The following is a 14,367-nucleotide window of genomic DNA, read 5'->3' as shown; positions in this document are numbered from 1 at the left end:
CGTCGCCTATGACCTGGCCTGGTTCTGGAAGGTTGACCCCGAACAGATGATGGCCAGGCCACTGGATGTGCTCCGCGAATCGCTGGAGCACGCGCAACGGATCAATGCGATGCAGCAGGTGCAGTGATGGCAGAAGAAACCAAAGCTAAAGCGTCGGTGTTGCTTACCGGCATCGATGAACTGTCGCCCAAACTCGGCGCTTTGCGAGTCAAGGTCGAGAGCTTCAAGAACAACCTCGAACAGGCCGGCCTCGGCAAACTGGACATCAGTGGTCTGTTCAAGGGCGGCAGCGTGATCACGCCGTTTGTGGACGGGATCAAATCGGCCGTAGCGTTTCAGGGCAAATTGACTGAAGTCAGCGACACGGCAAAAACCGTCGACTTGCCCGCCACACCGAAAGTCGCTGCGCAAAACATGAACGTGTTCAGTGCGTCGATGGAAAAGGTTTCCGCAGCCGTCGATGCCGCACTGGTGCCGGCGGTGGGGGCGTTGGTGGTCGGGCTGGAACCGATGTTGACCCAGGTCAGCAGTCTGCTCGCCGACAACCCGAAACTGGTCGAAGGCCTAGCGGCGGGGGCGATTGCCTTCTCGGCGATGCAAACCGCCGTCACCGGCATGACCCAAGTGATGGACGTGATGAGCATGGTGCTCAAGACCAACCCGATCATGCTGATCGCCATGGGCATCGCGGTGGCGGCCAGTCTGATTTATGCCAACTGGACGCCGATCAGTGCTTTCTTCAAAGGCATGTGGGAGGGCGTGAAAAACATCGGTGCGAGTGCGATGGCGACGTTGCGCTCGATCCTCGATTGGCGACCGCTGGATGCACTGGCGGCGCTGTGGTTACCGGTCGCGGGGTTCTTCTCGGGCATCTGGGACAAGGTAAAAACCGTCACCGCCCCGGTGATCGACTTCTTCAAATCGGTGTTCTCGTGGACGCCCGCCGGCATGATCCTGGAAAACTGGGCGCCGCTGACCGGGCTGTTTTCGGCGATCTGGGAATTGCTCAAGGCCTTGAGTGTGCCGGTGATGGCGTTTCTTAAAGGTCTGTTCGACTGGACACCGTTGGGGATGATCATCAACAACTGGGGGGCGATCACCGGGTTCTTTGCCTCGATATGGACGGCGCTGCAACCGGCGGCACAAGCCATCAAGGATTTCTTCGGCACGTTGTTCGACTATTCCCCGCTGGGGATGATTGTCAACAACTGGGGCGCCATCGTGACCTTCTTCGAACCGATCTGGACCGCGTTGCAAACGTCGGCGCAGCAGATCAAAAGTTTTTTCCAGAGCTTGTTCGAATGGTCGCCGTTGGAACAGATCGCCATGTACTGGCAACCGATCAGCGAAGTGTTTTCCGCGCTGTGGGGCGTGGTGCAAGCGTTGGCCGCGCCGGTGCTGGAGTTTTTGCACACCATGTTCGAATGGACCCCGTTGGGGCAGATCATCAAGAACTGGGGGCCGATCACCGAGTGGTTCGGCGAGTTGTGGCAAAAGCTGCAAACCGTGATCGCGCCGATCAAGGAGCTGTTCGACGGCGGCTTTGCCGGACTGATCGCCAAGGTTACCGGCAAGGTTGAAACGTTCACCGAAGCGCAACGCCAGACCAATGCCGAAGGCAAAGGAGAGCTGGCGCCGGCGTTCTTCGGGGCAAGTCCTCAAACATCGGCCAACGGTGCGCTGCAGGGTGGTTCGTTACCGCAAAGTTCTGGCGCCCTGATCCAGCAAAGCGCGGCCAACAACCGTACGCAACTCGAAGGCGGCCTGACCGTGCGCTTCGAAAATGCGCCGGCCGGGCTGCGCACCGATCAACCGCAAACCAATCAACCGGGCCTGGCGCTGTCTTCGCGCATCGGCTATCGCTCGCTGTCGATGGGAGGTTCCAATGAACTGGCGTGACCGCTTGTTGCCGGCATCCTTTCGTGGTGTCGGCTTCTGGATCGATCAGGCGAAAACCCCGGTCGGTCGCAAAGGTCAGTTGCATGAATATCCGCAGCGTGACCTGCCGTTTTTCGAAGATCTCGGTCAGCAGGCCAAGACCCACGACGTCACTGCATTCATCATCGGCGCCGATTGCCTGGAGCAGCGTGACAAGCTGCTCAAGGCATTGGAGGCGGGCAGTGGTGAACTGGTGCATCCGTGGCTCGGACGCCTGCAAGTCAAGGTCGGCGAATGCGACATGACCCACACCCGCCAGGACGGCGGGTTGGTGACCTTTACCCTGAAGTTCTATCCAGACCAACCGTTGCCGTTTCCGACCGCTACCGTCAGCACACAGAAAGTGTTGCTGGCCAAGGCTGACACGCTGTTGGGTTCGGCGGTGGCACGCTTCGAGCAGGCGATGACGTTGATCAAGGCTGCGCGGATCGGCATCGCCAATCTGCGCAACAGCCTCACCGGGGTTTATGAGGTGATCAAAGAACAGCTCAAGCCGCTGATCGAGCAGTACCGGCAGATCACCGAACTGGTCAAGGCAGTGAAAGAGTTGCCCAAGGAAGTGGCGGCTGAGTTCAAAGGTTTGCTCGGCGATATCAAAGAGCTCAAGGCATTCGCGAAGGAGGGCTACCGTGGCGTGATTGCCGACGTCTCCCAACAACTCGAAGCCATCCGCAAGGCGGATGCACCGAAGATCACCACCGGCAAGGACACCAACGCCGCGGCGCAGGCCATGGCCGATCTGGTGCAGGACACGATGCTGGTCAAAGTGGCGCAGTGGGTGGCGTCGATGCCAGTGGCGACCCCCGCGGTGAAACTGTCGTCGACACCTTCGGTGGCACATCAGGCGGATCAACCGGTGACCCGTCAGGAAGTACCGGTGACCGACGAAATGAAAGCGCTGCAGAAGGCGGTCGGGGTGGCCATTGATCCAATGCTGGACAAGGCCGATCCCAAGCACCACCAGGCAATCAACGATGTCAAGGAAGCGCTGCTGGCGCATCTCAAGGCAGTGGCGTCATCCGGTGTGCGACAGGTCACTAAATCGTTCCAGGAAAGCCTGCCGGCGCTGGTTGTGGCCTACAAGCAATTTGCCGATGCCACACGAGTGACTCAAGTGACTCAGAGCAACGCGATGAACCATCCGGGCTTTTCACCCAACGACGTGAAAGTGTCCAGGGAGTGAGCCATGAGCGAGATGGATAACCGCGTCACGTTGACCGTCAACAACATGGAATACGGCGGCTGGAAAAGCGTGGAAATCACCGCTGATCTGGAGCGCCAGTTCCGCACTTTCAAACTTGACATCACCTGGCAGTGGCCGGGGCAGACGGTGGACCAGCGGATCAAGCCGGGTGACCCCTGCGAAGTGAAAATCGGCCAGGACCTGGTGCTCACCGGCTATGTTTTCAAGGCGCCGATCCGCTATGACGGACGCCAGATCAGCCTGACCATCGAGGGCAGTTCCAAGACCCAGGATTTGGTCGATTGCGCCGCCAGGAACACGCCGAACCAGTGGCAGGAACAACCGCTGCTGAGCATCGTTCAGGCGCTGGCGATGGAGTACGGGCTGATGGTGGTCAATGAAATTCCCGAGACCGCGCGGCTGACCAAACACACGATCGTGCCGGGTGAAACGGTGTTTCAGTCGATCGACCGTTTGCTCTCGCTGCTGCGGGTATTTTCCACCGATGACGAGCAGGGCCGGCTGGTGCTGGCCAAGCCGGGCAGCGGTGGGCGGGCCAGTGATGCGCTGGAGCTGGGCAAGAATATTTTGTCCGCCAGCGCGTCGATGGATTACAGCCAGGTGTTCTCCGAATACCGGGTGATCGGCCAGCAAAAAGGTTCGGACAAGAAGAGCGGGGCGGCAGTCAGCGAGGTTGAATCCAGCGCGACCGATCTGAGCTTCAAACGTCGACGCACCACGATCATCAACGAGGGCACCGCGCTGACGTTCGAACTGGCCCAGCAACGCGCCCAGTGGGAAAGCGCCACCCGTATGGGGCGGGCGCAGACCACCACGTATCAGGTGCAGGGCTGGCGCCAGGCCAACGGTGATCTTTGGCGGCACAACACGCTGGTCAAAGTCACGGATCCGGTGCTTGGGTTTGATGGCGACATGCTGATTTCCAAGGTCACTTATTCGCTGTCGGCGCAAGGCTCGGTGACCACCCTGCAAATGGCCCCGCCGCACACCTTCGATGCCAATCCCAGCCCTCCTAAAACAACCTCATAGGCCCGGAAAAGATCGCAGCCTTCGGCAGCTCCTACAGGTGTACGCCGATCTTATGTAGGAGCTGCCGAAGGCTGCGATCTTTTGACCTCGGCCCGTTTCTTACAGGAACCAAGCATGAGCCTACTGACACGCCTGCTGGCGCGCGGCACTGTCGTGCTCGCCAATTCGGCATCCAAGCTGCAATCGCTGCAAATGCGCCTCACCGCCGGTGAAGTGAACGACGACATGGAACATTTCGAACCCTACGGCTTCACCAGCCATCCGCTGGCCGGCGCCGAGGGCGTCGTCACCTTCATCGGCGGTGACCGATCCCATGCCATCGCCCTGGTCATCGCCGACCGCCGCTATCGCTTGCAAGCGCTGGCCGCTGGTGAAGTGGCGATCTACACCGACGAGGGCGACAAGATTCATTTCAAGCGCGGGCGGATCATCGATATCGAAACCGCCACGCTGAACATCCGCGCCAGCAGCGCGGTGAACTTCGATACGCCAGTGATCAATCAGACCGGCAAGATCGTCTCCAGCGGCGATCAGCTCGCCGGTGGCATCAGCCAGATCAACCACGTGCATGTCGGCGTACAGGCCGGCAACGGCCAGACCGGCGCGCCGGCAGGAGGCAAGTGATGCTGATCAGCCCAAACCTCCACGCCGCGCTGACCCGCGCCGTGCTCATCAGCCTGTTCACCTGGCGCCGCGCCGCCGATGACGACGCCCTCGACGACGAAGAGCGTTTCGGCTGGTGGGGCGACACGTTTCCCACCGTTGCCGACGACCGCATCGGCTCGCGGCTGTGGCTGTTGCGCCGGGTCAAGCTGACCCGACAAACGCAGATGGACGCCGAGTTCTATGCCCGCGAAGCCTTGCAATGGCTGATCGACGACGGCCACTGCAGCGCCATCGACATCATCAGCGAACGCCTCGACGCCCAGCGCCTGAACCTGCGCACGGTCCTGACCCTGGCTGACGGCGAACGTCTGGACATCAACCCCGATAACAGTTGGCAGGTGATCTATGCCGTTTGAAACCCCTTCGCTGCCGGTGCTGATCAAGCGCACCCAAAGCGACCTGGCCGGCGATTCGCTGCGCCAGTCCGATGCGCAAGTGCTGGCCCGTACCCTCGGTGGCGCGGCTTATGGTCTGTACGGTTATCTCGACTGGATTGCCGAGCAGATCCTGCCGGACAAGGCCGATGAATCGACCCTGGAGCGCATCGCCGCACTGCGTCTGAATCAACCGCGCAAACCCGCGCAAGTCGCCAGCGGCAGCGTCAGTTTTACCGCCACTGCCGGTGCAGTGCTGGACGTCGACACGTTGCTGCAATCGAACGACGGTCGTACCTACAAAGTCACCGCCGCGCGCACCACGGTCAATGGCAGCAACACCACTACCATCGCCGCGCTGGATGCCGGCAGCCTCGGCAATGCCGACGCCGGTCTGGCGTTGACACCGGTGCAGCCGATTGCCGGGGTGGTCGGCACCAGTTTTGTCGTGCTGGCGCCGGGGCTCAGCGGCGGCGTGGCACGGGAAAGTCTGGAATCGCTGCGCTCGCGGGTGATTCGTTCCTACCGCGTGATTCCCCATGGCGGCTCGGCCAGTGATTACGAGACCTGGGCGCTGGAAGTGCCGGGCGTAACGCGCGCCTGGTGTCGTGGTGGCTTGCTCGGGCCAGGCACGGTGACGGTGTTCATCATGCGTGATGAAGACCCGCAACCGGTGCCCAACGATGAGCAATTGGCGGAGGTTCAGGCGTACATCGAACCGCTGCGTCCGGTGACTGCGGAAGTGCACGTACAGCGGCCGATTCAAGTGCCGGTGGTGTATCGCTTCAAGAGCGTCAATCCGGACACCACCGCTGTGCGCGCCGCCGTTGAAGCGCAGTTGCGCGACCTGCACAACCGCGAGGCCGACCTGGGTGTGCCGCTGCTGATCAGCCATATCCGCGAAGCCATCAGCAGCGCCGGTGGTGAGTACGATCACACCCTGACCGCGCCGGCCGTTGACGTGCCTGCCGGGCAAAGCGAACTGCTCACCTTCGGAGGTTGCGTATGGGGGGCATAAGAACCGCCGCGCAATATCAGGCGCAACTGCGCGCCTTGCTGCCCAGTGGCCCGGCGTGGGACCCGGAGCGTGTACCGGAACTCGAAGAAGTGCTGCAAGGCGTCGCCGTCGAACTGGCCCGCCTCGATGCCCGCGCCGCTGACCTGCTCAACGAGATGGACCCGGCCGGCGTCAGCGAACTGGTGCCGGACTGGGAGCGGGTGATGAACCTGCCCGATCCGTGCCTGGGCGCCACGCCGCTGTTCGACGACCGCCGCCTCGCCGTACGCCGGCGCTTGCTCGCGGTCGGCAGCCAGGCTGTCGGTTACTACCTCGACATCGCCAAAAGCCAGGGCTACCCCAACGCGACCATCACCGAACTCGAAGCCCCACGCATGGGCCGCTCGCGTTTTGGCTCGGCGCATTGGGGCACGTGGGAAGCGCAGTTCATGTGGACGCTCAACACCGGCGGCCGCTTGCTGCTCGGCCGGCGTTACGGCGCGAGCTACTGGGGCGAGCGTTTTGGCGTCAACCCGGGCTCGGCGCTGGAATGCCTGATCCACCGCAGCGCCCCGGCGCACACCAAGGTGCACATCAATTATGACTAGGGAGGCATGAGCCATGGATTATCCGAACAGTGTTCCCAGCGCCGGCTTGGTGAACGGGAAGTTTGTCGATGAGAACCCGATGACCGGAACCCCGGGATCGCTGATTCCGGCGGATTGGGGTAACGGGGTTACGCAGGAAATTCTCAATGTGATCAATGCGGCCGGGCTGACGCCGGACGAGAAGAAATACGATCAGCTGTTGCAGGCGATTCAATCGGTGACGGCCAAGGGCTGGAATCAGGATCTGGCGTTGCCACTGGTGGCGTTGCCGCTACCAACGGTAGCCACTGCCGATGGCCGGCTAACGGTCAGCCCGGCAGCTGCCGCTACCAGCGGTGGCAAGGTTTCGATCGCGGCGGGTACGTTTATCAGCCTGGGGCAGGAAGTGGTGAATGGCCAGTTGGGCCGCTCGCGCACTTTTGTGACATCGGCCTGGAGCAGCGTGGATCTGTTGCCCAGCAGCCATTACTTTCTGCGCGCGCAAGTTTCCGGTGGTGCGCTGACGTTCTACGTGCAGCGTGGCAACATTCATGACGTGACGCCCGAGTCGTTGAAAGGAACGGTAAACGGTGCCGCCGGTGGTGGGTTCCAGTCAACGGCACTGGACATGTGTCTGGCCTGGGTCGTGACCGGCGCACCGGGTTCGGTGCCGACGGTGCGAACGATTTACAACCGTGCCCGCTTGACCTGGACCCAGACCGTCAACGGGACCGGCGCGATTTTCCTGCCGCTGGATCCGCACGCACGTTCTGCCCGATTGGTTGCCGGCAATCCAACGCCGTCCTCGACGGCAGTGACGTCGGTCGCCTTTCCGTCAACGGGATGGGCGGGCGGTAACTATTGCTTCCTTTCGCCCATTATTGCGGGAAGTTCCAACAACCCCGGGGGCTGGAACCCGGCAACGGTTTCCCCTTGTGTGTTGTTTACCAACAACATCGTTAACGACGTGACGGTTTCAACGCTGGCCGCCAGTTTCGACCATGCCAATCTGCGCTCGTTGTGGCAGTGCTATCAGGCAGAACACAACCTTGGTCAGTCGAACGCCGACAGTGATGAGCTGTTACTCAGCATGGGCATCAAGAGCCACCCTGTCACCGACTACAGCGTCGGGATTGCGATCAACTTTGCAGACGCCGTGAACGTCCAACTGTCGTGGGAGCTTATTCGATGATCGTGATTCAGGAACTTCATCAGTTCGACGGCGAAATGCGCCTTCCTCAACCTTCTGCCGCCCATGACTGGGACGGTGAGAAGTGGGTCGTGAACGGCGATAAGCAGGCTGTGCTGAACGAGCAGGAAACTGAACGTCTGTGTACCAAAGTCGACGCCACCGCCGACAACATCCGCACCGCGCTGGCCGGCGACCCCCTCAAAGCCTTGGAGTACGCCCAAGCCGCCGCTGACGCGCAGGCTTATCAGGACGCCGGTTACCCGAAAAAGGAAGTGCCGCTGTCAGTCGCCGCGTGGGTTGTCAAAGGGCGCACGGCCAAACAGGCCGCCGAGCAGATTCTGAGCAAGGCCGATCAACTGACCGACCATCTGCTGGCGCTGCGTACGCTGCGCCTGAAAGCCAAAGCGCAAATTCGCGCACAGGCCGCCAAGGGCAACATGGATCTGGCGCGCAGCGCGGGTGAGGAAGCTTTGGTCGCCATTCGCGAGCTGGCCAGCGGCCTTTCCAACTAAGCCGAAAAGCCTCCGTTCAGCGTCACCCAAGCCCACTTCAATGTGGGCTTTTTATTTTCAGAAAACAGACCCTCGCAGGCACGCAGAAAACGCCGTGTCGACGCTGGTCATTTGTCATTTCAAAGGAACGAATAACCTATGGATTATCCAAAAAGCGTCCCCAGCGTCGGCTTGGTTGATGGCCGCTTCGTTGATGAAAACCCAGTGGCGGGTACGCCGGGATCGTTGATTCCGGCGGTGTGGGGCAACAGTGTCACTCAGGAAATTCTGAGTGTGATCAGCGGCGGTGGGTTGGTGGCCTCCGAGGCGGATACCAGCCAGCTATTCAAGGCGATTCAGTCGATTGTCAGTAATGCCAGTCCGATGCGCTCGGTGATTACCCGGCTTGCAGCTTCCAAGTCACTGACTGAGCAGGAACTCGGACTTGTTTTGATCGATGGCAGTCCCGCCCCCGTGACCCTGACTTTACCTCCGGCGGATGTTTCTCTGGGTGTACGCGATGTGATTCTTCGTCGTGTCGACAACAGCGGCAATCGCCTCGTTGTTCAAGCATCCGGCACCGACAGGATTCGCTTTCACACCTACTTGTCGGCCAGCGGTTATCCGTTTCTGGTGTTGATGGGGGGAGGTGACTGGTGGCATCTGCGCAGTGACGGAGCCGGGAGCTGGTGGCCGATAGGACGCTTCGACAATACCGCCTTGGGACGCCCGTTTTTGGAGACCACCACAACGCTTAACCCGGGAGGTTATGGCGTTCCCAACGGTGATCTGTTCAAGCGCGCCGAATGGCCGTGGCTGTGGGATTTTGCTCAGGCGTCCGGGGCACTGACGACCGAAGCGGCCCGAGCGGGCAGAGAAGGTGGCTGGACCAGTGGCGATGGCGCTTCGAACTTTCGAATTCCCGAGATTCGGGGTGAGTTTTTGCGGGTGCTGAGTGAGAGCAGAAGCGTTGATGCTGGACGTGTAATAGGCAGTCTGCAAATGCACGCCTTGCAAAGCCACAACCATTATCTGCCGACGGGAACCGGGGCGACATTCAAGCCTGCTCCAGCGATTCCGGATACCGCCTGGGACGTTACCACCAACGTCAATTTTTTACCGACTTCAGCAACGGTGGCAACGACCTATCCCAACCCAGCATTCGACAATGATGCCTACATCGGCAATATCGGCAATTTCGCTGGCGAAACCCGACCGCGAAACATCGCCTATCCCGCGCGAATCAAATTTATCTGAGGTGCACATGTTCAATTATTTGATAGATGACAGCGGTGCATTGACCGGGCCTGTCGAGTTTCCGCTGGTGCCCGGGATCGGTCTGCAACTGCCAAGCAATGCTGTGACGCTGAGCATCGAACTCTCCCCTGCGCCTGAGGGGTTTGCCTGGGCCTATAACAAAGGTTCGTTGCAACAGCAGATCGATTGTCGTGGGGATGTCTATCGCACTGACACAGGCATTCGGGAAACCTGGAACGCGCTTGGCGAATTGCCGGAGGGCTTCACCCGGTTGCCTTTTCCGGGTGGCTTTCACGTCTGGTTGGGCAACGCCTGGCAGGTCGATGAGGCCGCGCAACTGGCGGATCGCAAACGCATCGTCCTCGTTCAACGCGACGCGTTGCTTCGCGATGCGGTGCTGCGCATCGCGCCCCTGCAATACGCCGAAGACATCGGCGATGCCAGCCATGACGAACAACTGCTGCTGATCGAATGGAAGCTCTACAGCGTCGAGCTGAACCGCATCGAAAAACAGGCCGGTTTCCCCGATGAAATTACCTGGCCGGTCGCACCCGGCACATCCTTAGCCAACTGAATTCAGCACAGGGAGCAGTGCAATGGATTATCCAAAAAGTATTCCCGGGGTCGGGCTGGTCAACGGCGGCTTCGTCGATGAAAACCCGCTCGCCGGAACACCGGGATCGTTGATTCCCGCTGCGTGGGGCAACAGCGTCACGCAAGAAATTCTCAACGCGATCAAGGCTGCCGGATTAACGCCGGATGAAGCCAGAACCGATCAATTAGCCAGCGCAATCGGCGCACTGGTCGACTTCAACAAACTGAAAAATACCCCAACCACGTTGGCCGGCTATGGCATCACCGATGCGGTGGGACGGTTGTTGGCAGTCAGGCAGTTCGAAACGGTTGGGATCACGGTTTACAAGCCTAACCCCAAGGCCAAACGTATTCGTGTTCGACTGGTGGGGGGCGGTGGATCTGGCGGCGGTTGTGCACCTGTCGCCTCCGGGAACCTACGTCTCGGTGGCGGCGGCGGATCGGGGGCCTATGCGGAGAGTCTGTATGACGTGACGCCCCAGATGCTTGCCGGCGTACCCGTTTCTTTGGGGGCCGGTGGAGCTGCCAGCGCTTCGATGGGCCTGGCAGGTGGTGGGGCTTCCTTCGGCTCTTACATGAGCGTTACAGGAGGCGGCGGTGCACAGATCCTGACCATCGATACGACAACCTCTTCCTCGGGGTACGTTCAGGGTGGCACTGGAGGTCAAGACGCCGTGGGCGGCAACCTTGCCAATGCTCGGGGGCACACCGGTGGCTACGCAATGTTCAACGGTAATTGGGGAATGCTCTCCGGAGGCGGAGCGGCGAGTCCGTTTGACGGTGGCGGCCCGTACAGGGGCGTAAACAATCCGGGTTTCGCAGGCGTCCGAGGCTCGGGTGGCAGTGGTTCTTGTTCGACCAGTGCGTCCGCCTCTGTCCTTAGCGGTGTTGGCGGTAACGCTTTCTGTGAAATCTTGGAGTACGAGTAATGGCCGTTTATGCACGGATCGAAAACGGCGTAGTCGTCGAACGAATCGACACGGGTGACTACGCAATCAGCCAACTGTTTGCACCGTCCTTTGTCGAGTCGATGGTGCGAGTGCCGGATGATCAGGCGGTCGAGATCGGCGCACCGATCAGTGAGATGCCGACAGCTGCCGACCCACTGCCCGCGCAGGAAAGTCCGGTGATCCTCCAGGCGTCGGTTGTTGCAGATCAAGCGCCTTCGACAGCCGAACGTAGCTGGCGTCAGGCATCCCTTTCTGCGACTGAATGGCTGGTCACTCGCCATCGCGATGAGCAGGAACTGGGGCGCGGAACCTTGCTCAAGGCTGCGCAATACCTGGAACTGCTCGAGTACCGACAAGCGCTGCGCGACTGGCCTGATTCCAGCCATTTCCCGGAAGTGGTTTTCCGTCCGGCTGCACCCGAGTGGATGGTCGGCGTTTCTGCCTGAGACGTTTTGTTGATGCTTTGAAAATATGGAGAAGATTGATGGACTACCCAAAAAATATTCCCAGCGCCGGCCTGGTGAATGGCAGGTTTGTTGATGAAAACCCTCTCACTGGAATGCCGGGTTCGTTGATTCCGGCAAGTTGGGGAAATGCCGTTACGCAGGAAATTCTGGAAGTCATCAAAGGCTCAGGAGCGGCCGCTGATGAAAGTGATAACACTCAACTAAAAGCGGCCATTGATACGCTTATAGCGAGGAAGCAAAGCGAGAGTCTTGCCAGTCAGGACGAAGCCGAATCCGGCACCAGCACTACACGGTTGATGACGCCGTCAAGAGTCTTTCAAGCCATTGCGAAAAAAGTGCAACAGGCCACAGAGTCCCTCGTAGGAACCGCAAAAATCGCCTCTCAGGCAGAGGTCAACGCCGGTGTCAGTGACACATCTATTGTGACCCCTAAAAAGCTCAGACTCGGGTTCATGGTTAGGTTAGGGGCATCAGGTTATGTTGTTTTTCCTTCGTGGATGGGTGGCGTCATTATCCAATGGATCAGTGGCAGTGCCAGCCAGGCAGGCAATAGTAATTATGGCGATGTAAACCCATGGCCATTGATGTTTCCCAACGCATTATTTCTCGCAGTCGCTACCCATGAGGGTACTTCATCGGCAACTTTACTGGTCTGGAACAACGCGACGATCAGTCGGCTGGCGGGCATCAATGTTCGCTGTCCTGATTATCCGACAGGCTCCATTGCTGCTCGCGTAATCGGTATAGGGTACTGAATATGTATTATTTCTCTCCGCAAACTTCTGGCTTTTATCATTCAGATCTACACGGTGCGAACATCCCTGCTGACGCGTTTGCGTTGAGCGAGGGCGAGTATTGCGCGCTGGTCTCTAATGCTCCCGCAGGGACAGTTCTTTCACTGAACGCTAAAGGGCGTCCAGAGCGGGTGGTATTGGCTGGACAAACCACCGACGCCGCAGAAAGGTTCTGGCGCGACAAGGCACTGGATCGTACTCAATGGCTGGTCCTTCGCGATGCCGAAGAACTGGAAATGGGCGAGGGCACAACCTTGCGTACCGAGGAGTTCAAAGAGCTCCTCGCCTACCGGCAGGCGCTGCGCGACTGGCCCAATCATCCGGACTTCCCCGATGCCCGTTCGCGCCCGGTCGAACCTGACTGGCTTGACGGTTTGCGACAGGTCAATGGCTGAGGAATCGACATGGATTATCCAAAAAGCGTTCCCAGCGTCGGGCTGGTGAATGGCAAATTCGTCAATGAAGACGTCGTCGCGGGATTGCCCGGATCGTTGATCCCTGCGACCTGGGGCAACAGCGTTACCGATGAATTGTTGAACGTCGTCAAATCAGCCGGCCTTGAGCCGAGCGAAGCCGATGCAACCCAGTTGTTGCAAGCGATGAAAAAGCTCAGTCAGGCAGGTGAAGACAAACATGCCACTGACATCGGCGCGGCCAATCTCTACATGGCCAATTATGTGCCTGCCGTCACCGCACTGAAGGACGGATTGGCGCTGCACTTTACTGCCGGTAATGCCAATACCGGGGCGAGTACGTTTGCACCGAACGGGTTGATGCCCCGGCCGCTATTGAGCCTTGGGCTGAGTGCGTTGCGGCCAGCGGAGATTGTCGGCAGCAGTGTGTGTTCGGTGGTGTATAGCGCGGCGCTGGACAGTTGGGTGCTGGTGTATGCGAGCGGTGGTAGTGCTGCGAGCGGCCGGTTGTTGGGGGTAAAGACGTTTACCGTATCCGGTACCTATGAGCCGATAGCCGGGACGAAGCACGTTCTGGTCAAGGTTGTGGGCGGTGGTGGTGGAAGTGCGGGAGTCGGGGCGACCACAACTTCCCAGTATGCAACCGTGGGCGGCGGTGCCTCCGGTAGTTATGCTGAAGCGTGGTTACCTTCCGAGACTATTGGTTCTCGTCAGGTTGTCACGGTGGGGGCTGGCGGAAGCGCGGGACTCGCAGCGGCGAATGCCGGAGGTGGTGGTACCAGTTCTTTTGGCTCGCTGGTTTCTGCTGCCGGTGGTGGAGGGTCGCCGTGGATTGGCTTTGTCGCGAATCAGGGCATGGGGCTTTATACCGGAGGCTATCCCGGTCAGACGGCTAGTGGCGGCAACATCGTCAATAGTGCGGGAAATGCGGGCGCCCCCGGGATATCTGTCAACGGCTCAACCCTTGCTGGGCACGGTGGCAGCTCGCCATGGGGCGGAGGCGGTTTTGGCAGCAGCGCAGCAGGCTCTCTGGCTGCACCCGGTTCCGGTTTCGGCTCCGGTGCGGGAGGAATCGCCAACGCCCCCAATCAACCTGGCAGACCAGGTGGCGCAGGTGCCTCGGGCGCCGTGATCATCTACGAGTACGCCTGATGAAAACCTACGCACGCATCTTCAACAGCACCGTGGTCGAGCTGTTCTCCACCGATGGCAATATGGCCGAGATGTTTCATCCGGATCTGCTCTGGGTCGACATCACTGAAATCACTCCGGTACCGCAAATCGACTGGACCGCCCACTTCGGTACCCTCGGTTGGGTGTTCGACGTGCCCGAAGAACTTGCACCGGACAGCACGCTGAAAACTCTGGCAAAAAAATGGCTGACGGGCATTGGCCGCCAACCATGATTCAATCG

At 59.8% G+C, this 14,367-nt stretch carries 17 protein-coding genes; all 17 read left to right on the top strand.

Annotated elements, in window-relative coordinates; genetic code table 11:
• The first annotated feature begins 126 nt into the window (after positions 1–126).
• Positions 127–1,899, top strand: coding sequence for a phage tail protein (locus CKW38_RS08655; RefSeq protein ID WP_095112478.1), 1,773 nt, complete (start codon positions 127–129; stop codon positions 1,897–1,899).
• Complete coding sequence (locus CKW38_RS08650) at positions 1,886–3,121, top strand: DNA circularization protein (protein WP_007908775.1); 1,236 nt, start codon at positions 1,886–1,888, stop codon at positions 3,119–3,121. The genes CKW38_RS08655 and CKW38_RS08650 overlap by 14 nt, the downstream gene beginning before the upstream one ends.
• 3 nt (positions 3,122–3,124) lie before the next feature.
• Complete coding sequence (locus tag CKW38_RS08645) at positions 3,125–4,171, top strand: phage baseplate assembly protein (protein ID WP_095112476.1); 1,047 nt, start codon at positions 3,125–3,127, stop codon at positions 4,169–4,171.
• A 114-nt stretch (positions 4,172–4,285) separates the two neighbouring features.
• Positions 4,286–4,795 carry a phage baseplate assembly protein V gene (locus CKW38_RS08640; RefSeq protein ID WP_007908773.1) on the top strand — a complete coding sequence of 170 codons (510 nt, stop codon included), beginning with the start codon at positions 4,286–4,288 and terminating at the stop codon, positions 4,793–4,795.
• Positions 4,795–5,193, top strand: coding sequence for a phage GP46 family protein (locus tag CKW38_RS08635; RefSeq protein ID WP_093436478.1), 399 nt, complete (start codon positions 4,795–4,797; stop codon positions 5,191–5,193). Before CKW38_RS08640 ends, CKW38_RS08635 begins: the two co-directional genes overlap by 1 nt.
• A complete protein-coding gene (locus tag CKW38_RS08630; RefSeq protein WP_095112475.1) occupies positions 5,183–6,229 on the top strand; it encodes a baseplate J/gp47 family protein in 1,047 nt (348 codons plus the stop codon). The genes CKW38_RS08635 and CKW38_RS08630 overlap by 11 nt, the downstream gene beginning before the upstream one ends.
• Positions 6,217–6,816, top strand: coding sequence for a YmfQ family protein (locus CKW38_RS08625; protein ID WP_095112473.1), 600 nt, complete (start codon positions 6,217–6,219; stop codon positions 6,814–6,816). The genes CKW38_RS08630 and CKW38_RS08625 overlap by 13 nt, the downstream gene beginning before the upstream one ends.
• A gap of 13 nt (positions 6,817–6,829) precedes the next feature.
• Positions 6,830–7,987, top strand: a complete 1,158-nt coding sequence (locus CKW38_RS08620) for a phage tail protein (protein ID WP_095112472.1) — start codon at positions 6,830–6,832, stop codon at positions 7,985–7,987.
• Entirely contained in the window at positions 7,984–8,499 is a 516-nt protein-coding gene (locus CKW38_RS08615) for a phage tail protein (protein WP_095112471.1), read from the top strand. Before CKW38_RS08620 ends, CKW38_RS08615 begins: the two co-directional genes overlap by 4 nt.
• Before the next feature lie 138 nt (positions 8,500–8,637).
• Complete coding sequence (locus CKW38_RS08610; RefSeq protein ID WP_007908764.1) at positions 8,638–9,735, top strand: hypothetical protein; 1,098 nt, start codon at positions 8,638–8,640, stop codon at positions 9,733–9,735.
• Between the two features lie 7 nt (positions 9,736–9,742).
• A complete protein-coding gene (locus CKW38_RS08605) occupies positions 9,743–10,309 on the top strand; it encodes a tail fiber assembly protein (RefSeq protein WP_095112469.1) in 567 nt (188 codons plus the stop codon).
• A gap of 22 nt (positions 10,310–10,331) precedes the next feature.
• Positions 10,332–11,258 carry a hypothetical protein gene (locus tag CKW38_RS08600; protein WP_095112468.1) on the top strand — a complete coding sequence of 309 codons (927 nt, stop codon included), beginning with the start codon at positions 10,332–10,334 and terminating at the stop codon, positions 11,256–11,258.
• Positions 11,258–11,725, top strand: a complete 468-nt coding sequence (locus CKW38_RS08595; protein WP_095112467.1) for a phage tail assembly chaperone — start codon at positions 11,258–11,260, stop codon at positions 11,723–11,725. Before CKW38_RS08600 ends, CKW38_RS08595 begins: the two co-directional genes overlap by 1 nt.
• 38 nt (positions 11,726–11,763) lie before the next feature.
• Positions 11,764–12,501, top strand: a complete 738-nt coding sequence (locus tag CKW38_RS08590; protein ID WP_095112466.1) for a hypothetical protein — start codon at positions 11,764–11,766, stop codon at positions 12,499–12,501.
• A 2-nt stretch (positions 12,502–12,503) separates the two neighbouring features.
• Positions 12,504–12,935, top strand: coding sequence for a phage tail assembly chaperone (locus CKW38_RS08585; RefSeq protein ID WP_095112464.1), 432 nt, complete (start codon positions 12,504–12,506; stop codon positions 12,933–12,935).
• A 9-nt stretch (positions 12,936–12,944) separates the two neighbouring features.
• Positions 12,945–14,105 carry a hypothetical protein gene (locus CKW38_RS08580; RefSeq protein ID WP_095112462.1) on the top strand — a complete coding sequence of 387 codons (1,161 nt, stop codon included), beginning with the start codon at positions 12,945–12,947 and terminating at the stop codon, positions 14,103–14,105.
• Positions 14,105–14,359 carry a hypothetical protein gene (locus CKW38_RS08575; RefSeq protein ID WP_007908751.1) on the top strand — a complete coding sequence of 85 codons (255 nt, stop codon included), beginning with the start codon at positions 14,105–14,107 and terminating at the stop codon, positions 14,357–14,359. The genes CKW38_RS08580 and CKW38_RS08575 overlap by 1 nt, the downstream gene beginning before the upstream one ends.
• Positions 14,360–14,367 lie beyond the last annotated feature (8 nt).

It is taken from the genome of Pseudomonas sp. Irchel 3H7, from assembly GCF_900187605.1.
Lineage (GTDB): Bacteria > Pseudomonadota > Gammaproteobacteria > Pseudomonadales > Pseudomonadaceae > Aquipseudomonas.
Note: the sequence above shows the minus strand (reverse complement) of the source record. Positions and strands in the feature narration are given on the sequence as shown.